The organism is Tsukamurella sputi (assembly GCF_007858445.1).
GTDB lineage: Bacteria > Actinomycetota > Actinomycetes > Mycobacteriales > Mycobacteriaceae > Tsukamurella > Tsukamurella sputi.
Genome location: NZ_VIGV01000002.1, coordinates 286,558 through 308,722 on the forward strand (window position 1 = coordinate 286,558; position 22,165 = coordinate 308,722).

Genomic DNA, 22,165 nt, shown 5'->3' on the forward strand with positions numbered 1-22,165 from the left:
CGGCGGGCGCCGCGTGCAATGGCATGATCGGCCCCATGGCAACCGGCGTTCCGCGGCCCGTCGGCGCGACCTACCGCCTGCAACTCGGGCCCGCCTTCACCTTCGACGACGCCGCCCGCCACGTGCCCTACCTCGCCGACCTCGGCGTGACGCACCTGTACCTCTCCCCCGTGCTCGAGGCGGTGCGCGGCTCCACGCACGGCTACGACGTCACCGACCCGACGACGGTCCGCGCCGAGCTCGGCGGGCGGAAGGGCCTCGAGCGTCTCGCCGACGCGGCGCACGTCGACGGTCTCGGGCTGGTGATCGACATCGTCCCGAACCACCTCGGCGTCGGTCGGCCGGAGCAGAACCCGTGGTGGTGGGACGTGCTCACGCACGGGCGGAAGTCCGCGTTCGCGCACTACTACGACATCGACTGGGATCCGCGCAACGGCGCCGGCGGCAAGCTCGCGCTCCCCGTCCTGGCCTCCGGCGACGACGGTGCCGCGCTCACCGTCGACCGGTCCGGACCCGAGCCCGTGCTGCGCTACCACGACCGGACCTTCCCGATCGGGCGCGACGTGGGCGGTGGCGACCCCGAGCGGGTGCACTACGCGCAGCACTACCGGCTGATCCCCTGGGACGCGCCGGTGCGCACGTACCGGCGGTTCTTCACGGTCGACGACCTGGCCGCGGTCCGGGTCGAGGATCCCGAGGTCTTCGCCGCGACGCACGCCGAGATCGGGTCGTGGTTCACGGACGGCATCGCGGACGGCCTGCGCGTCGACCATCCCGACGGCTTGGCCGATCCTTCTCGCTATCTGCGCCGGTTGCGCGAGCTGACCGGCCCCGGGGCGTGGATCGTGATCGAGAAGATCCTCGAACCGGAGGAGCCGCTGGAACCGGAGCTGCCCATCGCCGGGACCACCGGCTACGACGCGCTGCGCGAGATCGGGCACGCCCTCCTCGATCCCGCAGGCGAGGCGGGGCTCAGCGCACTGCACGAACGCTGGACCGGGGACGACGGTGACATCCACTGGAACTCCGGCGCCACGCTCCGCCTGCGCGACGAGCTCGCCGCACATGATCTGCGCCCCGAGTTCCTCCGGCTCGCCCGCGCGATTCGACGCGAGACCGGCACGACGGTCCCCGTCGACGACCTCGCCGACGCCGCCCTGTTCTGGATGAACGAGATCCCGTACTACCGCGACGACTATCCGGTGCTGGAGGTCGATTCCGCCCGGGCGCACGACCGCGCCGTCCGCGCCGCACGGTCCGGCGGGGCGGTTCCCGGCCTCGCAGCCGCACTCGACGCCGTGGTGTCCGCGCGCGGGCTCGGCGGGGAGACCGCGCAGCGCTTCGCCCAGCTCACCGGCGCGCTCACGGCGAAGTCGCTCGAGGACACGGCGTTCTACCGGTCGGCGCGCCTGATCTCCCAGCAGGAGGTCGGTGGCGCACCGTCGGACTTCGGTCCGACGGACCCGCACGCGGCCTTCGCGCGCCGCGCCGCGGACTGGCCGGCCGCGATGACGACGCTGTCCACGCACGACACGAAGCGGGGTGAGGACGTGCGCGCCCGGATCGGCGTGCTGAGCCAGTGCCCGCGGGAGTGGGCGGCCGCCGTCGACGACTGGATGCCCCGGCTCCCGTCCCCGCCCGATCCGATGACGGGCCTCTTCCTCCTCCAGACCGCCTTCGGCGTGTGGCCCGAGGACGGAGCCGTCTCCGACGCGCTCCGGGCGCGCCTGCACGCCTACGCGGAGAAGGCCATGCGCGAGGGCAGGGTCGGCACGTCCTGGACCTCGCCCGACGGTGGCTTCGAAGCCGCCGGGCACGCCTTCCTCGACGCGCTCCTCGACGGCCCCGTCGGCGCCGCGATGGGCGCACTGGTCGCGCGACTGGCCCCGCACGGCCGGTCGGACTCCCTGGCGCAGAAGCTGCTGCAGCTCGCCGGGCCGGGCGTGCCCGATGTCTACCAGGGCACGGAACGGTGGGAGGACTCGCTGGTCGATCCCGACAACCGCCGGCCCGTCGACTGGTCGGCCGCCGACGATTCCCACCCCAAGCAGCACCTGGTGCGGAGCGTGCTGCAGCTGCGACGGGAGCGCCCCGGAAGCTTCGTGGGCGGTTCGTACCGCCCGCTCCTCGCGGAAGGGCCGGCCGCCGGCCATCTGCTCGGTTTCCAGCGCGGGCCGCACGGCGGCGCGCCGGATGTCGCGGCCCTCGCGACGCGGCATTCGCTTCGCCTGGAGCGTTCCGGAGGCTGGGGCGGCACGCGGGTCGACCTCGGTGACGACGCGTGGACCGACCGGCTGACGGGGCACGTCGTGACTGGTCGGACAGCAATTCAAGGGCTGTTCCTCGAACATCCTGTCGTCCTGTTGGTGCGCGAGTAGAAAACTTGTCAGTGGGTCCGCGCACACTTCGTGACATGAACAGCGAAACCCCGCGGCCGCTCACCACGGCACTCGTCCAGTCCGCCACCGCGCGCGCCGGCGTCAGCGGCAATCGGATCCGCGCCTCCTCTCTGGCGCGGGTCGCGGAATCGCTGCGCGAGCACGGACTGCCCGCCGATCTGCTGCCCAGCGGCCGCCTGGTCCTGGTCTCCGGCACGTCGCGGCTCACCGCGCAGACCCTCGCGGGCGGCGCCATCGAGGTCCGCGCCCTACGGGAGGGACGCAACTCCATCCTGGGGTTGCTGGAGGACGCCGAAGAAGTCGCACACCTGCTGGTCCGCTGCGCCGGCATGGCCTCGGCCTGGGAGCTCACCGCGGAGATCCACGACCGGCTGATCCTCGCCGGGGACCGCACGGTGCTCAGCGAGGTGCCGATGAGTGACACGCTGTACGTCCGCCTCGGTGAGCGCACGTTCGCGGAGATCTTCGCGGAGGACGCGAGCGCCTGCCTCGGCTCTCCCGCGGTGGTCACGCTCACCACGCACGTGTGCACCCACTCACTCGACGAGGTGTGGCGGTTCCGCTCGCTGGACCAGCACGACTACCGGCCGATCGGATGCATCACCGGCGGCCGTCATGAAACGGCGGAATCCGCCGTCGCCGCGCTGGAGTTGCACCGGGCCCGCACCGCGGAGTGGGAGAACCTGCACTGACGCTATCGTTGCGAACCGATGTCCACCCCGCCCGAACACGCCGCCGATCACGCCTTCGAGGTGTGGGCCCCGCGGCCGCGGCGGGCTCGGCTCTGGCTCGAAGGTGCGGTCCATGCGATGGCACGCGGCGCCGATGACTGGTGGCGGGCGACCGTGCCCGCGGCGCCGGGCAACCGCTACGGCTTCCTACTCGACGACGACGAGACGGTGCTTCCCGATCCGCGCTCGCCCCGCCAGCCCGACGGGGTGCACGGCCCGTCGGCGCTGATCCCCGAGGTGGAGGGCCCGCGGTGGGCGGGGCGCGAGCTGCGCGGCGCCGTCGTCTACGAAATGCACATCGGCACCTTCACCCCGGAGGGCACGTTCGACGCGGCCGCGGCACAGCTGCCGCATCTGGTGGATCTGGGCGTCGGCTTCGTCCAGGTGATGCCGGTCAACGCCTTCAACGGCGTGCACGGCTGGGGCTACGACGGTGTCGGATGGTTCGCGGTGCACGAGCCCTACGGCGGACCGTCGGGGCTGGAACGATTCGTCGCGGCCGCGCACGACCTGGGCCTCGGCGTCCTCCTCGACGTGGTGCACAACCACCTGGGACCGTCGGGCAACTACCTCGGGCGGTTCGGTCCGTACGAGACCGACGGCGCCAACGCGTGGGGCCGCACGATCAACCTGTGCGGGCAGGGCAGCGCGGAGGTCCGGCGCTTCATCCTCGACGACATCGCGTGGTGGCTGCGCCGGTACGGGGTCGACGGGCTGCGGCTCGATGCGGTGCACGCCCTCGTCGACCACTCGGAACGGCACGTCCTCGAGGACGCGGCCGCGCTGGTCGCGGACCTCTCCCCGGAACTGGGCCGCCCACTGGCGCTGGTCGCGGAGTCGGATCTCAACGACCCGCGCCTGATCACGCCCGCTGAGCTCGGCGGCTACGGCCTCACGGCCCAGTGGAACGACGACGTGCACCACGCGATCCACACCGCAGTCTCCGGCGAACGACAGGGCTACTACGCCGACTTCGGTAGCCCGGAATGCCTCGCGACTGTCCTCACCGAGGGCTTCTTCCACGCCGGCACCCACAGCTCGTTCCGCGGGCGGGTGCACGGCACGCCCATCGACCCCGCACGAGTGGCACCGTCGCAGCTCCTGGCCTACACCTGCACGCACGACCAGGTGGGCAACCGCGCTCGCGGCGACCGCCCGTCGGAGTACCTCTCCCCCGGTCAACTCGCCGTGAAAGCCGCGCTCGTGCTGTTCTCCCCGTTCACGCCGATGCTGTTCATGGGCGAGGAGTGGGGCGCGCGCACGCCCTTCCGCTTCTTCACGAGCCACCCGGAACCGGAGCTGGCCCGCGCCACCGCGGAGGGCCGCAAGGCCGAGTTCGCCGAGCACGGCTGGCCGCCCGGTGAGGTGCCCGACCCGCAGGACCCGGCGACCTTCGCCGCCTCGCGCCTGGACTGGTCCGAGCCCGAGCGGCCGGAACACGCGCGCCTGCTGGGCACCTACCGGGAGCTCATCGCGCTGCGGCGCGACCCGGCCCTCGCCCGGGACGACTTTCGCGCCGTCCGCTGCGACCACCCGGGTGAGGCAACCTGGTTCGCGGTGCACCGCGGCCCCCTCACGCTGGTCGTGAACTTCACCCCGTCGCCGGTCACCGCACCCTTCGCCGGCGATCCGCTGCTCGCGTGGGACGAAGCGACGCCGCAGGGAGGTGGCGTCGTCGTTCCCGGCCACTCCTTCGTCGTCCTCCGGCGTCGATCCTGAGCACGAATCCGCGGGCACTCTGTTGCTAAGCGGTCGCTTTGTGAGAACCTTGCGCGTATGCGAATCGGATTGGGCATCAACTACACGGACGGGTTCAAGGCCACGGCCGACGAGGTCCTCGACCTGGAGCGGGCGGGACTGGACATCGTCTTCGTCCCCGAGGCGTACTCCTTCGACGCTGTCAGCGCGCTGGGCTACCTCGCCGCGAAGACGGAACGCGTGCAGTTGGCGTCCGGCATCCTGCAGATCTACACCCGGACACCCACGCTGACCGCGATGACAGCGGCTGGCCTGGACAACGTCTCCGACGGCCGGTTCATCCTGGGCCTCGGCGCCTCGGGCCCGCAGGTCATCGAGGGGTTCCACGGCGTGAAGTACGACGCGCCCATCGGCCGCACCCGCGAGATCATCGAGATCTGCCGCAAGGTCTGGCGTCGTGAGCGCCTCGAGCACCAGGGCAAGTACTACTCGATGCCCCTGACCGCCGACCAGGGCGGCACGGGCCTCGGTAAGCCCCTCAAGCTCATCAACCACCCGGTGCGCGAGCGCATCCCGGTCCTGCTCGCCGCGTTGGGCCAGAAGAACGTGGCGCTGGCCGCCGAGGTCGCCGAGGGCTGGCAGCCGATCTTCTTCCTGCCGGAGAAGGCGAAGGACGTGTGGGGCGACGCCGTCGCGGAGGGCAAGGCCAAGCGCGATCCCGCGCTCGGCGAGCTCGACGTCTACGCCGGTCCCGCGCTGGCGATCGGCGAGAACGTCGATCACCTCCTGGGGTTCGTGAAGCCGCACCTCGCGCTGTACATCGGCGGCATGGGCGCCAAGGGCAAGAACTTCTACCACACGCTCGCCACCAACTACGGCTACGTCGCCGAGGCGGACCGGATCCAGGAGCTCTACCTGGCCGGCGACAAGGCCGCCGCCACCGAGGCCGTGCCCGACGAGCTGGCCCGCAACGTCTCGCTCATCGGCCCGAAGGGCTTCGTCAAGGAGCGGATCGCCGCCTTCGAGGAGGCCGGCGCCACCGTGCTCAACGTCGCGCCGATCGCGGAGGACTCGGCCGGCCGGGTGAAGCAGATCGAGCTGCTGCGCGAGCTCGTGTAGTCACCCACACACGCCGACAGGGGGCGGTCCGGGATGAATTCCGGGCCGCCCCCGGTTGTCTCTTCTGTGACCGAAGCACCCTTCCCCCGCCCTCGCCTGTCCCTGCTCGAGCTCGCCCCCGTCGTCGACGGTGCGTCCTTCGGCGACGCCCTCCGCGACACCATCGCGACCGCACAGGAGGCCGAACGGCTTGGCTACGAGCGGGTCTGGGTCGCCGAACACCACTCGATGCCCGGCATCGCCAGCTCCTCCCCTGCCGTGTTGATCGGACAGATCGCGGGCGCGACGGAGCGGATCCGCGTGGGCTCCGGCGGCGTGATGCTGCCGAACCACCAGCCGCTGGTGGTCGCAGAGCAGTTCGGCACGCTCGATGCCCTGTTCCCCGACCGCATCGACCTCGGGATCGGCCGCGCACCCGGCACCGACCAGCTGACCGCGCATGCGCTGCGCGGCGGCAAGGTCAGCGAATCGGTCGACGACTTCCCGCAGGCCCTCGCGCACCTGCGGGCCTTCCTGCGTGACGACTTCCCCGCCGACCACCCGTACGCCGCGATCACCGCGACACCGGGCATCGGTTCGAACCCGCAGATGTGGCTGCTCGGCTCGTCGACGTTCAGCGCGAAGCTCGCGGGCCTCCTCGGCCTGCCCTTCGCCTTCGCTCGGCACTTCGCGCCGCAGGCAACGCTGCCCGCGCTCGCCGAATACCGCGAGACCTTCCGCCCGGGCGACCTCGATTCCCCGAACGCGATGCTGACGGTCACCGTCGTCGCCGCGGACACGGACGAGGAGGCGCAGCGCATCGCGGGCCCCGCCAAGGCGTCGATGTACCGCGTTCGCACCGGTAACCCGGGCCGGATGATGACGTACGAGCAGGCCGCGGCGCAGCCGCTGACACCCGAGCAGGAGCACGCCATCGCCCCGACCACCTCCGCGTGGATCGTGGGCTCGCAGGCGACGGTCCGCGACGAGCTGCGCGAGCTGCTCGCCCGCACACAGCCTCAGGAGCTGATGATCTCCGGCATGGTCCCCGGCCTGGCCGAGCGCAAGCACAGCCTCGAACTGATCAAGGGCGCCGTCGACCAGCTCGGGTGAGACCTAGGCCGTGACGTCCCCGTTGAAGAGCACGCGCGTCGGGCGGACGCGCACGACGATCTCCTCGGGAACGGCGTTGCGCCGCCCGAACTCCTCGCCGCGCTCGGCGCCCATGTAGCGGACGCCGCAGGCGGTGCAGATCGTGAGCAGGTAGTCGGGATCGTCGACGAACTCGGCGATCCCCTGGACCTGGGCGAAGGCGTAGGGCGGTTCCTGCAGGTCGACGGACACCGCGACCCGCGGATCCTTGGATAGGAGTCGCCCCTTCGGTGTGTCCCGGCCGGTCGCGAAGACGAGTGCGCCGTCGTCGATCACGAACCAGACGGGTGCGGTCAGGGGCCGGCCGTCGCTCGCGAGGTACGCGAGGTGGCCGGTCCGTGTTCCGGCGGAGAGGAAGTCGACGACGGCGGGCGTGAGTGTCTCGCTGGTCTGCATGCGTCGAGGCTACGTCTCCACCCGGATCTCCACCCGTCGGTCGATCCGCGTCGCGGGCGGTCACGGCACAGTGATCAGCATGAACACAGCGACCACCGCAGTCATCGCCGTCCTCGCCATCGGCTGGATCTTCTACCGCCAGTTGCAGGCGCGCCCCCTCAAGGAGAAGACCGCCCGCATCGCGCTCGTGCTCGCCGCCGTCGGACTGGTCCAAACCGTCCAGTACATCTCGAGCGGCGGCGAGGTGGGCGTCGGCCACATGGTCGCTGCGGTTCTCGGCCTCGTGATCGCCGTCGCTCTCGCCTACCCCCGGGCCCTGACGACCAAGGTCTTCCCCGGTCCCGACGGTCAGTACCTGCGTCAGGGAACGGCCGCGACCATCGGCCTGTGGATCGTCGCGATCGTCCTGCACGTGGGCGTCGACGTCCTGGTGCCCCTCGCGATGGGCGACCACACCGGTCGCGGCTTCGCCGGGGTGACCACGATGCTCTTCATCGGCATCACCCTCTACGCCCAGAACCAGTTCCTCCAGCAGCGCGTCGCCACGCACCGCGCACAGGAGGCGGTGGCCAGCATCGGCTGATCACGCTCACCCACCAGGCTCGACGGTCCGCCCTGATCAGGGCGGACCGTCTTCCCATGGGTCGATACACGGAACCCCGAGAGGTTCGAAATGCCGTAGGTTCCTCGTCACCACTGTCATCCCGTTGGCGTCGGCGACTGCGGCGATCAACGCGTCATCGAGTGGAGCGCGCTCCTGCACCCGATAGCCCGCGAGCACGCGAGCGGCTGGGAGATCGAAACCCATTACCCTCCCGGAGAACGCCGGTAGTACGCGGCTATCGAACCACCGGCGATGGAAGCAACGCCTGGGACCTCATGACCGGCGACGAACCCGAACACGTTCTGGAAGAAGGCGCGGGACAGTCGAGTCCACGGCATGAACGCGAACTGATCGACGGCGATTCCCGACGTCAGGTCAGGTAGCGGTACGCGGGCGAACCGGGCTCCAGCCGCTCGCAGTGCAGGCGCGAGGAATCCATCCTCTCGAGCAGTGCGCCGAGGTCCCCGGCGTGCCCGAGTTCGATGCCCACCAGCGCCTCACCGGTGTCGCGGTTGTTGCGCTTGACGTACTCGAAGAGCGTGACGTCGTCGTCGGGGCCGAGCACCTCGTCGAGGAACCGCCGTAGCGCGCCGGGCTCCTGCGGGAAGGCAACGAGGAAGTAGTGCTTGAGTCCCTGATGCACCAGGGACCGCTCGATGACCTCGTTGTAGCGCGAGACGTCGTTGTTGCCACCGGACAGGAGGCATACGACCGTCGCACCGGGTTCGAAGCGCAGCTGCGCCAGCGCGGCGACCGACAGCGCGCCCGCCGGCTCAGCGATGACGCCCTCGTTCTGGTACAGGTCGAGCATCGCGGTGCAGATCGCGCCCTCGTCCACCTCGATGATCCCGAGCTCCCCGGCCACGACGTCGCGGACCGCGTGCGCGGGCCAAACCGCGCCCCCCTCGGCGACGGCGACGTCGTAGCCGATCGCGCCGATCTTCTTCACCGCGGCACCGTCGACGAACGGGTCGATCGTCGGCAGGTCGATCGGCCCACCGGCCTCGATCGCCCGCGCGAGCGACGGCGCGCCGGCCGGCTCCGCGCCGACGATGGTGGCGGAGGCGGACTGCGACCGCAGGTAGCGGGTGACGCCGGCGAAGCACCCGGCGCCGCCGACGGGCATGACGGTGACGTCGGGGACGACGCCGCCGAGCTGCTCGACGAGCTCGACACCGATCGTGCCCTGCCCCGACGTGGTGCGGGGATCGTCGAAGGCGTGAACCCACGTCGCGCCGGTGGACGCGACGTCCTCCTGCGCCGCGGCCGCCGCGGCGTCGTAGGTCTCGCCGGTCGCGATCAGCTCCACGTACCGGCCGCCGTGCGCGCGGATCCGGTCCCGCTTCTGCTTCGGCGTGGTGGTCGGCACGTAGATGCGCCCGTGCACCTCCATGGCGCGGCACGCGAAGGCGACGCCCTGCGCATGGTTGCCGGCCGAGGCCGCGACCACGCCGGCCGCCTTCTCGGCCTCGGTGAGCTGCGCCATCAGGTTGTAGGCGCCGCGGATCTTGTACGAGCGGACCACCTGGAGGTCCTCGCGCTTGAGGTACACCTTCGCTCCGGTCAGCGCGGAGAGCCGCTCGCAGTGCTGCAGCGGGCTGATCGACACGACCCCGGCGAGACGCGACCGGGCCTCGATGATCGAGTTCACCGTCAGGTCGGCGGCGGCACTGGACATCGATGACGTAGACATGCGCACCATTTTCCCACCTCGTCGGAACGCGCCGCACCCCACCCGGCGCTCGCACCCCGTGCGGACCGCCGTTCTGCCATCATTGCCTGGTGTTCGACGGTGACCGCATGCGCTTCGGGTTCGCCGCCTCGGTCATCGGCCTGGGGCTCGCGGCGTTCACCGTCCCCTGGGGCGAGCACCTCCCGCTCGCGCCGATCCTCTACGCGGTGGTGTGCCTCGTCGTCGCCTCCCGGTTGTCGCCCGCGGCCCGCCTCCCCGAACGCGCCTGGATCGGCGTGGAGGCGATCGGGGCCGTCGCAGGAGCAGTGCTCTTCGTCCTGCAGCCGAATCCCGGCACGGGCATGCTGCTGTACGTCTCGGCCGTCTACTACGGTGTCCGGTTCCCGCAACGGGTCTCGATCCCCCTCGCCGCGCTCCTCGGCGGCACCGTCGCCCTCGGACTCGGCCTCCAGGGCTCGGGGGACTTCTGGATCGGCTTCACGATCGCGGTCACCGTCTGGGCCGGCATCGCCCGCCGCACACGCCACGAACGGACCCGGGCACTGGAGCAGCTGGTGGAACAGACCACGCTGACCGCGGAGTCCGAGGCGCGCAACAGTGCTCTGGCGGAGCGCGCCCGCATCGCCCGCGACCTGCACGACGTCCTCGCCCATACGCTCTCCGGCGCCGGGATGCAGCTCGAACTCGCCGACGCCCTTCTCGAAGCGGACCGGCCCGCCGACGCCCGCGCCGCGATCCAGCGCGCCCGCGGCGCCATCGCCGACGGTGTCACCGAGGCACGCGGCGCCGTGCACGCCTTGCGGGAGGACACCGTCGACCTGCCCGAGGCGCTGGCCGCGCTCGCGGACGGTCCCGAGGAGGCCGTCGAGACGCATCCGGTCGATCTGACGGATGCGCAGGCCCGGGCGGTGCTGCGCATCGCGCAGGAGGCCATCACCAATGCCCGACGGTACGCCGCGGGCGCGCCCGTCACGGCCCGTCTCTTCCCTGTGCCCGACGGTGCCGAGCTCACCGTCACCAACGGGCCCGGCGCGGCGACCGGCGTGCACGGGTCCGGCATGGGTCTGCTCGGCATGCGCGAACGCGCCGCCGAAGCCGGTGGCACGGTCCACGCGGGCCCCGACGCCGGCGGAGGATGGACCGTGCGCCTGCACATCCCGACGAAGGAGCCCGCATGAACGATGTCCGCGTGGTCGTCGCCGACGACCAGGCGGCGGTGCGCGACGCACTCGCCGCGATGCTCGACCTCACGCCGGGAATCGCCGTCGTCGGGGCGGCGGCGGACGGGGTGGAGGCGGTGGCACTGGTCCGAGAGCACCGTCCGGACGTGCTGCTCACCGACCTGCGGATGCCCAACCTCGACGGTGCCGGCGCCACCGCCCGCGTGCTCGCCGATGCGCCGGACACCGCCGTCGTCCTACTCACCACCTACGACGACGAGGAGTCGATCCTGCAGGGCCTGGAGGCCGGGGCGCGCGGCTATCTGACCAAGAACGCCGGGCGCGCCGAGATCGCGGCGGCGATCGTCGCGGCGGCGGCCGGACAGTCGGTACTCGATCCGGTGGTGCAGCAGCGACTGCTGCTCTCCGCCACGGGGCGGGCCGGGCGGCGTGCGGCACCGTCGGACCCCGTCGCCCCGCCCGTCGACCTGACGCCCCGCGAGACCGAGGTACTGCGCCTGATCGCCGACGGCCTCACCAACCGCGACATCGCCGCGCACCTGTTCGTCAGCGAGTCGACGGTGAAGACGCACATCAACAATCTCTTCGCGAAGGCCCAGCTCCGGGACCGTGCGCACGCGGTCCGCTTCGCCTTCGATTCCGGGATCGCCGCATCCGGTCAGGGCGATTGAAAACCTTCTTCTCTGCGCGCCAACGACTTACGGTCGGACATCATGGCGACAACGATTCTCTCCCCGGCGCGGGTGGCGGTGGACGCACGCGCGGACGGATCCGCGGGCGACGTGCGCCTCGTCTCGCGCCGCCGCCCCGGACGCTGGGTGGCCGCCGCGGTCGTGGCGGTGCTCGGCGCGATGCTCCTCAACACGCTCCTCACCAATGACCGCTTCGAATGGCCCACCGTGGCGCACTACTTCACCCAGGAGTCGGTGCTCAAGGGGCTCTGGCTGACCATCTGGCTCACCGCCGTCACCTTCGCCGCCGGGTTCGTGCTCGGCATCGGCCTCGCGGCGATGCGACTGTGGGGCGGCCCCCTCCTGCAGGCGGTGTCCTTCGGCTTCGTCTGGATCGTGCGCTCGGTCCCGCCGCTGGTCCTGCTGCTCTTCTGGTTCCAGCTCGCCTCCCTGTATCCGCAGCTCTCGCTGGGCATCCCCTTCGGCCCCGCGTTCGTCACGTTCGACACCACGCACCTGATCGGCGCACTGGTCGCCGCGATCATCGCCCTCACCATCGACGTCGCCGCGTTCGCCGCCGAGATCGTGCGCGGCGGCCTGGTCTCCGTGGATCCCGGGCAGAGCGAAGCGGCCCGATCACTCGGCCTGAGCCCGCGCCGCATCTTCCGCCGGATCGTCCTCCCCCAGGCGATGCCCGCCATCATTCCCGCGTCCGGCAACCTGCTGATCGGGCTCCTGAAGTCGACGTCGCTGGTCAGCGTCATCGCGGTGACGGATCTCCTGTACTCGGTGCAGCTCGTCTACAACCAGAACTTCAAGGTGATGCCGCTCCTGCTGGTCGCGACCATCTGGTACGTCGTGATCACCTCCGTGCTGGCCGTGGGCCAGTACTTCGTCGAATGCCGCTTCAACCGAGGGCGCCGGGACGCCCGCCCCTTCCGCGAGGTCCTCGCCGACGCCGCGCGCCTGCGCCCCCGGCTCCCCCGTCCGGCCGCCCCGGCGGGTGAGCGCGGATGAGCGCCATCGAGGTCCGCGGCCTGCGGAAGTCCTTCGGCGGCACCGAGGTGCTGCACGGCGTCGACCTGGACGTGGCCCAGGGCGAGGTCGCCATCATCCTCGGCCCCTCCGGGTCCGGGAAGTCGACCCTGTTGCGCTGCATCAACCACCTCGAACGCCCCGACGCCGGATACGTGCGGGTGAACGACGACCTGATCGGCTACCGCGAGGCGGGTCGACGCGGTGATGCGACGGTGCTGCGCGAACTGCACCCGCGCGATGTCGCGCGGCAGCGCCGCCGCATCGGCATGGTCTTCCAGCAGTTCAACCTGTTCCCGCACTTCACCGTCCTGGAGAATCTCACCGAGGGGCAGCTCGCCACCGGTATCGCGCCCGCCGAGGCCGCCGAGCGCGGCCGCGAGTTGCTCGCCCGCGTCGGGCTCGCAGGCCGGGAGAAGGCCTACCCGTCGCAGCTCTCGGGAGGCCAGCAGCAGCGGGTCGCCATCGCTCGCACGCTGGCCATGCGGCCCGATGTCGTGCTCTTCGACGAGCCGACCTCCGCTCTCGACCCCGAGCTGGTCGGCGAGGTCCTCGCGGTGATCCGCGATCTCGCCGGATCGGGCATGACCCTCGTCGTGGTCACTCACGAGATCGGCTTCGCCCGCGACGTCGCCGACACCGTCGTCTTCATGGACGACGGCCGCATCGTCGAGACCGGCCGGCCCGAGGCGATCTTCGCCGACGCCGAGCACCCCCGCACCCGCGAATTCCTCGCGGCCGTGCGCTGATCCTAGCTAGACCCGAGTCCAAGGAGAACCCATGCGCAGCCGCGCCCTGCTCACCCTCCCCCTGATCGCCGCCGCCACCGTCCTCGCGGCGTGCGGTGGCTCGTCCGATCCGGCGGCACAGAGCTCCAACTACCCGATTCCGACGCAGGATGTCGTGTCGTCGGTCGCCGTCGATCCCGCCGCGCAGGCGCTCCTGCCCGCCGGCACCAAGGAACTGACGCTCGGCCTGACCCGCCAGCCCGGCATCAACAACCTGCCGCACGGCGGCGAGGTGCCCGACGGCAACCCGGTGGGCCTCGACGTCGACCTGCGCAATGCCGTGGCGAAGGCGCTCGGAGTCACGTGGAAGCAGGAGATCGGCACGTTCTCGACGATCATCCCCGGCGTCCAGAACGGCCGGTACCAGGTGGGACAGGGCAACTTCGGCGTCACCAAGCCGCGTCTCGACGTCGTGGACTTCGCGACCTACTTGAACGACGGACAAGCCTTCGTCGGCGCGTCGAAATCGGGCCTCACGAGCGTGAAGACGCTGGAGGACCTGTGCGGCAAGCGGATCGTCACCGGCTCGGGCACCACTTTCCAGCAGATCCTCGAGAAGGGCGTGCAGCAGTGCACGTCGAAGGGCAAGCCGGCGTACACCGTCCAGTACCTCGACGATCAGGGCGCGGTGATCCTGAGCCTGCAGAACAACAAGGTGGACGCCTTCTTCGGCCCCACGCTCTCCCTGCGGTACCTGGTGGACAAGGTGCCCGGCACGACGTTCCTGGGCGAGTACTCCACCACCGTGGTCGGTTTCGTCACGGCCAAGGGCTCTCCGATCGCTCGGGCGATCTCGCAGGCGATCAACACACTCATCGCGCGCGGCGAGTATCAGCGGCTCTTCGAGAAGTGGAAGGTGCCGACCTCGGCGCTGCCCAAGTCCGAGATCAACCCGGCGGCCGGGTTCTGACCGATGGCGATCGACTCCCTCGCATTCCTCACGCCCGGCAACTACGAGGACGGAGATCCGGCCGGCGGGCTCGAGGACACCCTGCGCCTGATCGAATTCGGCGAACGCCTGGGCTACCGCGGCGCCTGGGTGCGCCAGCGCCACCTGGAGCACGGGATCTCCTCCGCCGCTGTCTTCCTCGGCGCGGCCTCGCAGCGCACCACCGCGATCGAGCTGGGCACCGCCGTCATCCCCATCGGCTACGAGAACCCCTTCCGGCTGGCGGAGGACCTGTCCCTCGCCGACGCACTGTCGCGCGGACGCATCCAGGCCGGCTTCTCCACCGGGATGCCGCACGCGGACCTGCTCGCGGACGTGGTCTTCGACGGTGACTGGCGGACGTACGAGCTCGGGCACGCGCGGGTGGCGCGCACCGTCGAGCACCTGCGGGGTGCGTATCTCGGCGACGACGACACGCGGATCGAGTCACCGGGCAATGTGCAGCGGCCGCGCCTGCAGCCGCACACCCCCGGACTGGCCGACCGATCCTGGTACGGAGGAACCTCGCTCGGTTCGTCACGGTGGACCGGCGGGGCCGGACTGCACCTGCTCACCGGCAACATCGTCTCCGCCGGGGGCATCGATTCCGACGACTTCGGCACCGTCCAGGCCGCGCTCATCGACGAGTACCGCAGGGCCGGCGGCGCCGGCCGGCGGGTGGCCGTCGGGCGCGTGATCGTCCCGACGGACAGCGCCGACCGTGCCACCGCCGAGCGCTACCGGGCCTACGCGCGCTCGCGGTACCAGCGGACCCTGGCCGCGCACGGCGAGAAGCGCACATTGTTCGCGGAGGATCTCGTGGGGCCGATCGCGGAGATCGCCGAACGCCTCGCCGCCGATCCGGCGTTCTCCCCGGAGACCGGGCCCGTCACCGAGTTCCGGCTCGAGCTGCCCTACGAGTTCGACGTCCGGGACTACGAGCAGATCCTCACCGACGCCCGCGGTCTGCTCCCGATTCTGTCCTCGGCGGCCTAGGTCCGGGTCTCCCGCAGCGCCCGCACCAGGTTCTTCTGGATCTTTCCGGTCGCGGTCTTGGGGAGGGCGTCGACGAAGACGATCTCCTTGGGCGCCTTGAACCCCGCCAGGTTCTCCTTGGCGTACGCGAGGAGCGCGTCACCGTCGGCCCGCCCCGACGGTGCGCTGACGACGAAGGCCGTGACCGCCTCGCCCCACCGCTCGTGCGGGACGCCGACCACGGCGACCTCGGCGACGGTGTCGTGGCCGAGCAGGACCCGCTCGACCTCCACCGAGGAGACGTTCTCGCCGCCCGATTTGATGATGTCCTTGGCCCGGTCGGTGAAGTAGACGACGCCCTCGTCATCGAGGTAGCCGATGTCGCCGCCGTGGAACCAGCCGTGCGCGAAGGCATCCGCGTTCGCGGCCGCGTTGTTCCAGTAGCCCTCCATGAGCTGCGGGGCGCGGTAGACGATCTCACCGACCTCGCCGGGCGGGAGCAGCGTGCCGTCGTCGCCCATGATCGCGACGTCGGTGGAGACGGTGGCGGGCCCCCAGGAGTCGTCCTTGACGCCTTGGTGGCCCGACCACTGCAGCTCCGACGCCGGCGTCGTCTCCGTCTGGCCCGAGCCGAGAATGATGGCGGCGGAGGCGAATCTGGCCCGCAGCGCCGCGAGCAGCTCGGCCGGCATCGGCGCCATCGCGTACATGCCCGCGACCAGCGACGCGGTGTTGTCGTCGTCCAGTTCGGGACGGGCCAGCAGCGCGGCCCACATCATCGGCAGCAGCGTGATGTGGGTGACCCGGTGATCGACGAACGCGCGGGCCAGCTTCTCCGGGTCGAAGCCCCGCAGCAGCACTGCGGTCCCGCCGGTGATGAGCGTGGGCATGAGCAGCGCGTCGAGCGCCGTGACGTGGAAGAGCGGCAGCGCGATCGGCTGGACGACGGGTTGCACGTCGGGGCGCAGCCCCAGCCCGAGAGCGGACGAGAGCGCCGAGATGTGCACCGCGACATGGCTGGTGACCACGCCCTTCGGCCGGGCGGTGGTGCCGGACGTATACAGGCAGTGGAGGATGTCACGGTCCTCGACGATCGTCTCCACCACGGAATCGTCCGGATCCGCGACCTCGGCGAAGCCGGTCGACGGTACGCCGCCCACGTCGCCCGGGATCTCACCCGCGCCGTTCGAGACGACGTACACCGCCTCGACAGCGTGGTCGGCGGCACCGAGCGCGGCGGTGAGGGCAGGCACGAAGACGTCCTCGGTGATGACGGCGCGCACGCGGCTGTCGCCGAGCTGGTAGGCCACGTCCCCCGGAGCGAGGAGCAGATTCAGCGGCATCGCGACCACGCCGAGCTTCGCGCACGCGAACACCGAGACCACGAACTCCCAGCGATTCTGCAGCTGCAGCGCGATCGCGTCGCCGCGCCGGTAGCCGCGCGCCTGGAGCCCCCGGGCGAGGGCGTTCGCGCGGCTCTCGAGCTGCCGGTAGGTGACGGTGTGGTCCCCGTCGACGACGGCCGTCCGGTCACCGAAGGTCCGGGCGGCGCGGGTGGGCAGGTCGCCCAGGCACACGCGGTGGGTCAGGTTGACGACAAGGGGGTCGACTCCCCTGAGATCGGGGCGCATCGATCGGCTCATGGCCGCACGCTAGCCGGTTCGCACGGCGCCCGCGGGGCGAACGAGTGAAGACCCGCTAACCCGCGCGCTGCGCGGCGGTCTCCTCCGGCAGCGGCAGGCCGAGGTGCTCGCGCAGCGTGGTGCCCTCGTACTCGGTCCGGAACGCCCCGCGCTCCTGCAGCAGCGGGACGACGCCGTCGATGAACTCGTCCAGGCCGGTGGGGGTGAGGTGCGGTACGAGGATGAAGCCGTCCGCGGCGTCCGCCTGGATGAAGGTGTCGATCTCGTCGGCCACCTGCTGCGCGGTGCCCACGAACTGGGGTCGGGTGTTGAGCTCGATGACCAGTTCGCGGATGGACAAGCCGCCGGCCTCGGCGCGGGCGCGGTAGGCCGCGACGATCTCCCGGGGGTCCGCGTGCAGAACGCGACCCTGCACCGCCGTGGTCTCGTAGACCGGCTCGACGTCGGGGAGCGGACCGTCGGGATCGAAGGACTGCAGCTCCCGGCCCCACACCTGCTCGAGGAAGTTGAGCGCCGTCTGCGGGCCGACCTGCCGCCGCCGGATGTCGCGCGCCTTGTCCTGCGCCTCCTCGGGCGTGTCGCCGACGACGGCGGCGGCACCGGGGAAGACCTTGAGGTGGTCCGGATTCCGGCCACGGTCGGCGGCGCGACGTTTGACGTCGGCGTAGAAGGATCGGCCGCTCTCGAGCGAACCGTGGCGGGTGAAGATCGCATCCGCCTGCGCTGCGGCGAAGTCGCGCCCCTCCCCCGAGTCGCCCGCCTGCAGCAGCACGGGGCGTCCCTGCGGCGAGGGCGGCAGCGGCGCGCCGCCCCGGACGTCGAACTGCGCGCCGTGGTGCACGATCTCACCGCGGCCCCAGCCGTCCCAGAACTTCCGTGCAACGGTGATGAACTCGTCCGCGCGGTGGTACCGGTCTGCGTGCGCGAGGAAGCCGCCGCGACGGAAGTTCTCCCCGGTGAAGGCGTCCGAGCTCGTCACCATGTTCCACGCCGCGCGGCCCGCGCTGAGGTGATCGAGCGTGGCGAACTGCCGGGCCACGTCGAAGGGCTCGTTGAAGGTGGTGTTGATCGTGCCCGCGAGGCCGATCCGGTCGGTCACCGCCGCCAACGCGGAGAGCACGGTGAAGGTGTCGGGCCGGCCCACGACGTCGAGGTCGTGGATCCGCCCGAGATGTTCGCGCAGGCGCAGCCCCTCGGCGAGGAAGAAGAAGTCGAACTTCGCGCGCTCGGCGGCGCGGGCGAGGTACACGAAGGAGTCGAACTCCACCTGGCTCCGCGCCGCGGGATCGGACCAGACGGTGTTGTGGTTGACGCCCGGGAAGTGCGCCGCGAGGTGGATCGGCTTGCGGTGCGCACCCTCCCGGACCGGGATTCCGGAAACGTCACGGGTCGCCGGTGTCGGGCTGTTCGTCATAGCAGTCCCCATTCCTTGGCCAGGAGCTCGTGGCTGCGCAGGCGTGCGGTGTGATCGTGCGTGACCGAGGTGATCACCAGTTCGTCGGCGCCCGTGCGCTCGGCGAGGGCACGCAGCCCGTCGGCGACGCGACCGGGCTGGCCCACGAACTGCGTCTCGGTGCGGTCGGAGACCGCGGCTCGCTGATCCGCGCTGAGAGCGTCGCTGTTCCGCGGGTAGGCGATCGCTCCGGCACCGTGGCGGATCGAGTGCACCCACGCCGGGAAGCCGGCGGCGAGCTCGCGCGCCTGCGCGTCGGTCTCACCGACCACGACATCCGCACTGACCACCACATGGGGTGCGCTCAGCCGCTCCGAGGGACGGAAGGCGTCGCGGTAGGCCTGCGCCGCCTCGACGGTGGTCGCCGGACTGACGTGGTAGTTCGCGACGAACGGCAGGCCGCGGGCACCTGCGAGTTGCGCGCTCTCCCCCGCGCTGCTGCCGAAGATCCACACCGGGGCCTCGCGCGCCGCCTCCGCGACGGGAGACCGCAGCGAATGGCCCTCGGCGACGAAGGTGCCGGCAACGAGGGCGAGGACGTCGTCGACCTGCTCCGTGTAGCTCGGCGGCTCGGCCTTCGGGTGGTAGAGCCGCTCGTACCCGGCGACGATCGCCGGGTTGGGTGCCGGCGCACCCGGCGGAGGCGTTCGCAGTCGCTGCCCGGTACGCCCGAGCCCGATGTCGACACGACCGGGGTGCAGCGCCGCGAGCACGCCGAAGGCGTCGGCGACGGCCGGCGCAGTGGTGAACCCGATGAGCACGGCCGCGGACCCGACGCGGATCCGGCTGGTGCGGGCCAGGATCTCGGCGATGAGTACGGCGGGTGCCGCACTCGCGACGTGCGCGAAGTGATGCTCGGCGACCCAGTACCGGCCGTAGCCCCAATCCTCCGCCCGGCGGGCGAGATCCAGGGTGTTGCGCAGCGCGTCCGACGGGGTGCCACCCTCCGGGATCGGCGCCAGATCGAGGATGTTCAGCCCGGTCATCAGGCCCCCTTCACGGCGGCGAAGCGGTTGATCGCGGGCCCGAGACCCAGGATCTCGCGGAGCGTCCCCGTGCGCGGAGCCCCGGGCAGGAGCGGCGCGAAGGCGACGCGGAGCCTGGGCAGGTCGACGGCGTTCACGCCGGGCCGGAACCGGGCACCGTCGAAGCCGAGGGACTGCCACCCGGCCACCGCGCGGGCGAGCGCCTCCCCCGTACCGGCGAAGACCCGCGTGTCGTCGTCCGCGGTCTCACGGTGATCCAGTTTCTCGATGCGGCGCAACGCGGTCCGCTCGGAATCGGCGAGGTGGACGGTCACATCCACGAGCAGTAGTGGGACACCGGCCGCCCGAAGCCGGCGAGCCGTCCCGGCCAGCTCCTCGTCCGGACCGGCGGGCACGATGGCGATATCGGCGTCCGCGGCGACGGCCTCGGAGTCGGCGTCCGTGATCCGCACGACGACCGGCGGGCGTCCCTGCGGCGGCCGGGGCGTGATCGACGGCCCCTTGACCGAGAAGTTCTCACCGTGGAAGTCGATGTAGTGCAGCCGGTCCCGGTCGACGAACCGCCCGGTGGCGACGTCCTTGACGATCGCGTCGTCCTCCCAGCTGTCCCAGAGATCGCGCAGTACCTCGACGTATTCGCGCGCCTCGAGGGCGCGCGATGCCGGGTCCTGAGGGTCCTTACGCCCGAACAGCGCCGCGTCGGCGGGGGCACCCGTGGTCACGGGGAGCACACCCGCACGACCGCCGCTGACGTAGTCCAGCGTCGCAATGCCCTTCGACGCGTGGAAGGGCTCGGTGTGGGTGGCCGTCACGGTGGGGACGAGCCCGATGCGTGGCACCGCCGGCGCCACGCGAGCCGCGAGCAGAACGGCGTCGAACCGGCCGGAGAGCCGGTCCCGGGCGGTGAGCGAGAACGAATCCTCGAACGTGACGAAGTCGGAGGCGGCCACCTCCGCGGAGCGGGCCAGCCCAACCCAGTGCTCCGCGGAGGTGGCCTCCAGTGGGTCCGCTCCGACCTCCGCGAACGCTGCGGGATGCCAGCCGAAAGGCTCCAGGGCGATCCCGAGGACAGGGCGAGAGGTAGGTGCGGTCACGGATTCGACGGTAGGCGTCCGGCTTTCGCCTGTGACCCGTTGCGCTCACCGTGGATGCAAGGGAATCGCGCGAGGTCGTTACGTCCCTGCAGATCGGAAGTGCAAGCGGGGCAAGGTCCTCCACCGTCCTGAACCTCCCCGAAAGACTATTAACGGAACTAACCATTCTCCCGTTCTCCGTAGTAGCCTCGGCCCGTGCACGACGTCGACGCCGCCATGGCCCAGTGGCGCACCGAGTATCCGGGGCTCGACATCCTGTCGATGAGCATCATCAGCCGCCTCGCCCAGCTCGAGGTGATCGCCCGCACCGCGACCGAGGGGCCGTTGGAGAACGCCGGGCTCCGCCGCGGCGAGTTCGACGTGCTGGCGACGCTCCGCCGTTCCGGAGCGCCCTTCGCGCTCACCCCCGCGACGTTGGCGGATCAGCTCCTGATCACCCGCGCAGGTCTGACCGCTCGGCTCGACCGCCTCGAATCGGCGGGCCTGATCACTCGGACACCGAACCCGACCGACGGACGGGGCAAACGGGTCACACTCACCGAAGAGGGTCGTGGCCTCGTCGAACGCCTCCTCCCCGCCCACGTGGAGCGGGTGGGATCGATATTGGCGCCCTTGTCCGACGAGAGCCTCAAGACCTTCGACCTGCTCCTGCGGAATCTGACGACGCAGCCATCGCCGGACCAGCGCTAGTCGCACGCGCCCCAGGCGTCGCGACCAGCTCACCACGCTCCGACCCGCCCCGCGCGACACGCGAATCCGACAAAGCGGAGAGTGCTGAGTTTCTCCTGAGCAGAACCTGGGAGCGGCTGTTAGATTGCATCCATGTCGATGAAGAAGCTCGTCGCGGGTATCGCCGCGGCCGTCGCGATCACCACCCTCGTCCCCGGCATCGCAGGTGCCGAGCCCGCCAACGGCCGGTTCTGCGCCAAGGCCGACGCCGGCAAGACCGCCGTCCACAACGGTGTGAACCTCAAGTGTGTGCAGGACGGCAACCGCTACCGCTGGCGTCCGGCGAACGGCGCCACGCCGGCGAAGCCCGCCACCCCGGCTCCCGCGACCAAGTCGGCCACCAAGCCGGCGACGCCGTCCGCGTCGGCCACCCCGTCGGCCTCGGCCAAGCCCGGTGCGAAGCCGGCGGCCAAGCCCGCAGCCAAGCCCGCGACCTCCTCGGCCGCTGCGACCACCACCACGGCCAAGCCCGCAGCCTGACCTACCGAACGGACGTCGACAGGACGGTCCCCAGCACCGCCAGGCACATCGCCGGGCCGTGCGGGACCGTCCTGTCGCGTAGAGCGGCCGCCCAGACGATGGTGATGACCTGCGCCGCGACCATCGAGACGAGCACACCCGCAATGCCGGCGACCGTCGCGCTGACCACGCCGAGGGCCGGCGCCACCTTCACGTCCCCGGCGCCCATTCCCCGGCACACGAAAGCCATGCCGTTCACCGTCGTCCACAGCGCGGCACCGAGGAGCGGGGCGGGCGCACCGTCGAACACGGACCACGCGGCCCAGAGGAGCGCGATTGCGGCGGCGGGCAGGGTCAGGACATCCGGGAGCCGACGCTCGCGCACGTCGAACCAGCACAGCGCGGCGCACCACGCGATCACTCCCCCGAAGAGCCCCCACTCCACGCGGCCA

At 71.2% G+C, this 22,165-nt stretch carries 21 protein-coding genes; 14 read left to right on the forward strand and 7 right to left on the reverse strand.

Translation table 11 applies throughout. The features are described from left to right. Positions 1-35 precede the first annotated feature (35 nt). The 5 genes from treY (at position 36) to FK268_RS06630 (ending at position 7,039) form a co-directional block, all read left to right on the forward strand. The gene (gene treY / locus FK268_RS06610; protein WP_146432447.1) at positions 36-2,378 is read left to right on the forward strand and encodes a malto-oligosyltrehalose synthase; all 2,343 of its coding nucleotides are present in this window, start codon (positions 36-38) and stop codon (positions 2,376-2,378) included. A 35-nt stretch (positions 2,379-2,413) separates the two neighbouring features. Then, complete coding sequence (locus FK268_RS06615; RefSeq protein WP_146432449.1) at positions 2,414-3,091, forward strand: hypothetical protein; 678 nt, start codon at positions 2,414-2,416, stop codon at positions 3,089-3,091. Positions 3,092-3,109: 18 nt separating this feature from the next. After that, positions 3,110-4,849, forward strand: coding sequence for a malto-oligosyltrehalose trehalohydrolase (treZ, locus tag FK268_RS06620; protein WP_146432451.1), 1,740 nt, complete (start codon positions 3,110-3,112; stop codon positions 4,847-4,849). Between the two features lie 57 nt (positions 4,850-4,906). Beyond that, positions 4,907-5,947, forward strand: coding sequence for an LLM class F420-dependent oxidoreductase (locus FK268_RS06625; RefSeq protein ID WP_146432453.1), 1,041 nt, complete (start codon positions 4,907-4,909; stop codon positions 5,945-5,947). A gap of 66 nt (positions 5,948-6,013) precedes the next feature. After that, positions 6,014-7,039, forward strand: a complete 1,026-nt coding sequence (locus tag FK268_RS06630; protein WP_231706962.1) for an LLM class flavin-dependent oxidoreductase — start codon at positions 6,014-6,016, stop codon at positions 7,037-7,039. A 3-nt stretch (positions 7,040-7,042) separates the two neighbouring features. On the opposite strand, the gene FK268_RS06635 is transcribed toward FK268_RS06630, so the two are convergent. After that, positions 7,043-7,474 (reverse strand): PPOX class F420-dependent oxidoreductase, encoded by a 432-nt coding sequence (locus FK268_RS06635; protein WP_146432457.1) that lies wholly within the window; start codon positions 7,472-7,474, stop codon positions 7,043-7,045. A gap of 79 nt (positions 7,475-7,553) precedes the next feature. Between FK268_RS06635 and FK268_RS06640 the strand changes: the two genes are divergently transcribed. Beyond that, positions 7,554-8,057: a hypothetical protein gene (locus FK268_RS06640; RefSeq protein WP_146432459.1), complete on the forward strand. Its 504-nt coding sequence runs from the start codon at positions 7,554-7,556 to the stop codon at positions 8,055-8,057. A gap of 391 nt (positions 8,058-8,448) precedes the next feature. Here FK268_RS06640 and ilvA read toward each other — a convergent pair whose 3' ends face one another. Beyond that, complete coding sequence (gene ilvA, locus FK268_RS06650) at positions 8,449-9,771, reverse strand: threonine ammonia-lyase IlvA (RefSeq protein WP_146432461.1); 1,323 nt, start codon at positions 9,769-9,771, stop codon at positions 8,449-8,451. Between the two features lie 89 nt (positions 9,772-9,860). Between ilvA and FK268_RS06655 the strand changes: the two genes are divergently transcribed. From FK268_RS06655 to FK268_RS06680, 6 genes are read left to right on the forward strand one after another with little or no spacing between them, the layout of a single operon-like run. Further along, positions 9,861-10,949 (forward strand): sensor histidine kinase, encoded by a 1,089-nt coding sequence (locus tag FK268_RS06655; protein ID WP_146432463.1) that lies wholly within the window; start codon positions 9,861-9,863, stop codon positions 10,947-10,949. Beyond that, on the forward strand, positions 10,946-11,623 hold the full coding sequence (locus FK268_RS06660) for a response regulator transcription factor (RefSeq protein WP_146432465.1): 678 nt from the start codon (positions 10,946-10,948) through the stop codon (positions 11,621-11,623). The genes FK268_RS06655 and FK268_RS06660 overlap by 4 nt, the downstream gene beginning before the upstream one ends. Before the next feature lie 42 nt (positions 11,624-11,665). Then, entirely contained in the window at positions 11,666-12,640 is a 975-nt protein-coding gene (locus FK268_RS06665) for an amino acid ABC transporter permease (RefSeq protein WP_146432467.1), read from the forward strand. After that, positions 12,637-13,407 (forward strand): amino acid ABC transporter ATP-binding protein, encoded by a 771-nt coding sequence (locus FK268_RS06670; protein WP_146432469.1) that lies wholly within the window; start codon positions 12,637-12,639, stop codon positions 13,405-13,407. Before FK268_RS06665 ends, FK268_RS06670 begins: the two co-directional genes overlap by 4 nt. A 31-nt stretch (positions 13,408-13,438) precedes the next feature. Then, the gene (locus FK268_RS06675; RefSeq protein WP_146432471.1) at positions 13,439-14,356 is read left to right on the forward strand and encodes an ABC transporter substrate-binding protein; all 918 of its coding nucleotides are present in this window, start codon (positions 13,439-13,441) and stop codon (positions 14,354-14,356) included. Positions 14,357-14,359: 3 nt separating this feature from the next. Continuing rightward, complete coding sequence (locus FK268_RS06680) at positions 14,360-15,370, forward strand: LLM class flavin-dependent oxidoreductase (protein WP_146432473.1); 1,011 nt, start codon at positions 14,360-14,362, stop codon at positions 15,368-15,370. On the opposite strand, the gene FK268_RS06685 is transcribed toward FK268_RS06680, so the two are convergent. The 4 genes from FK268_RS06685 to FK268_RS06700 are packed head-to-tail and all read right to left on the reverse strand — an operon-like array spanning position 15,367 to position 20,525. After that, positions 15,367-16,992 carry a class I adenylate-forming enzyme family protein gene (locus FK268_RS06685; protein ID WP_146432475.1) on the reverse strand — a complete coding sequence of 542 codons (1,626 nt, stop codon included), beginning with the start codon at positions 16,990-16,992 and terminating at the stop codon, positions 15,367-15,369. The genes FK268_RS06680 and FK268_RS06685 overlap by 4 nt on opposite strands. Before the next feature lie 55 nt (positions 16,993-17,047). Further along, complete coding sequence (locus FK268_RS06690) at positions 17,048-18,418, reverse strand: LLM class flavin-dependent oxidoreductase (RefSeq protein WP_438695969.1); 1,371 nt, start codon at positions 18,416-18,418, stop codon at positions 17,048-17,050. Then, entirely contained in the window at positions 18,403-19,431 is a 1,029-nt protein-coding gene (locus FK268_RS06695; RefSeq protein WP_146432478.1) for an MsnO8 family LLM class oxidoreductase, read from the reverse strand. Before FK268_RS06695 ends, FK268_RS06690 begins: the two co-directional genes overlap by 16 nt. Continuing rightward, entirely contained in the window at positions 19,431-20,525 is a 1,095-nt protein-coding gene (locus FK268_RS06700) for an LLM class flavin-dependent oxidoreductase (protein ID WP_146432479.1), read from the reverse strand. Before FK268_RS06700 ends, FK268_RS06695 begins: the two co-directional genes overlap by 1 nt. A gap of 195 nt (positions 20,526-20,720) precedes the next feature. Here FK268_RS06700 and FK268_RS06705 point away from each other — a divergent pair, with 195 nt between their 5' ends. Then, on the forward strand, positions 20,721-21,215 hold the full coding sequence (locus FK268_RS06705) for a MarR family winged helix-turn-helix transcriptional regulator (protein ID WP_146432480.1): 495 nt from the start codon (positions 20,721-20,723) through the stop codon (positions 21,213-21,215). A gap of 132 nt (positions 21,216-21,347) precedes the next feature. Beyond that, positions 21,348-21,734: a hypothetical protein gene (locus FK268_RS06710; RefSeq protein WP_146432482.1), complete on the forward strand. Its 387-nt coding sequence runs from the start codon at positions 21,348-21,350 to the stop codon at positions 21,732-21,734. A 1-nt stretch (position 21,735) separates the two neighbouring features. Here the strand turns inward: FK268_RS06710 and FK268_RS06715 are convergent, their stop codons facing one another. Further along, positions 21,736-22,158: a prepilin peptidase gene (locus FK268_RS06715; protein WP_146432484.1), complete on the reverse strand. Its 423-nt coding sequence runs from the start codon at positions 22,156-22,158 to the stop codon at positions 21,736-21,738. Positions 22,159-22,165: the final 7 nt, after the last annotated feature.

What these genes read in the sequence shown, in the direction of transcription:
- treY (WP_146432447.1), top strand. Translation starts at nt 36, where the DNA reads ATGGCAACCGGCGTTCCGCGGCCCGTCGGCGCGACCTACCGCCTGCAA.
- FK268_RS06615 (WP_146432449.1), top strand. Translation starts at nt 2,414, where the DNA reads ATGAACAGCGAAACCCCGCGGCCGCTCACCACGGCACTCGTCCAGTCC.
- treZ (WP_146432451.1), top strand. Translation starts at nt 3,110, where the DNA reads ATGTCCACCCCGCCCGAACACGCCGCCGATCACGCCTTCGAGGTGTGG.
- FK268_RS06625 (WP_146432453.1), top strand. Translation starts at nt 4,907, where the DNA reads ATGCGAATCGGATTGGGCATCAACTACACGGACGGGTTCAAGGCCACG.
- FK268_RS06635 (WP_146432457.1), bottom strand. Translation starts at nt 7,474, where the DNA reads ATGCAGACCAGCGAGACACTCACGCCCGCCGTCGTCGACTTCCTCTCC.
- FK268_RS06640 (WP_146432459.1), top strand. Translation starts at nt 7,554, where the DNA reads ATGAACACAGCGACCACCGCAGTCATCGCCGTCCTCGCCATCGGCTGG.
- ilvA (WP_146432461.1), bottom strand. Translation starts at nt 9,771, where the DNA reads ATGTCTACGTCATCGATGTCCAGTGCCGCCGCCGACCTGACGGTGAAC.
- FK268_RS06660 (WP_146432465.1), top strand. Translation starts at nt 10,946, where the DNA reads ATGAACGATGTCCGCGTGGTCGTCGCCGACGACCAGGCGGCGGTGCGC.
- FK268_RS06665 (WP_146432467.1), top strand. Translation starts at nt 11,666, where the DNA reads ATGGCGACAACGATTCTCTCCCCGGCGCGGGTGGCGGTGGACGCACGC.
- FK268_RS06670 (WP_146432469.1), top strand. Translation starts at nt 12,637, where the DNA reads ATGAGCGCCATCGAGGTCCGCGGCCTGCGGAAGTCCTTCGGCGGCACC.
- FK268_RS06675 (WP_146432471.1), top strand. Translation starts at nt 13,439, where the DNA reads ATGCGCAGCCGCGCCCTGCTCACCCTCCCCCTGATCGCCGCCGCCACC.
- FK268_RS06680 (WP_146432473.1), top strand. Translation starts at nt 14,360, where the DNA reads ATGGCGATCGACTCCCTCGCATTCCTCACGCCCGGCAACTACGAGGAC.
- FK268_RS06685 (WP_146432475.1), bottom strand. Translation starts at nt 16,992, where the DNA reads ATGAGCCGATCGATGCGCCCCGATCTCAGGGGAGTCGACCCCCTTGTC.
- FK268_RS06690 (WP_438695969.1), bottom strand. Translation starts at nt 18,418, where the DNA reads ATGGGGACTGCTATGACGAACAGCCCGACACCGGCGACCCGTGACGTT.
- FK268_RS06695 (WP_146432478.1), bottom strand. Translation starts at nt 19,431, where the DNA reads ATGACCGGGCTGAACATCCTCGATCTGGCGCCGATCCCGGAGGGTGGC.
- FK268_RS06710 (WP_146432482.1), top strand. Translation starts at nt 21,348, where the DNA reads ATGTCGATGAAGAAGCTCGTCGCGGGTATCGCCGCGGCCGTCGCGATC.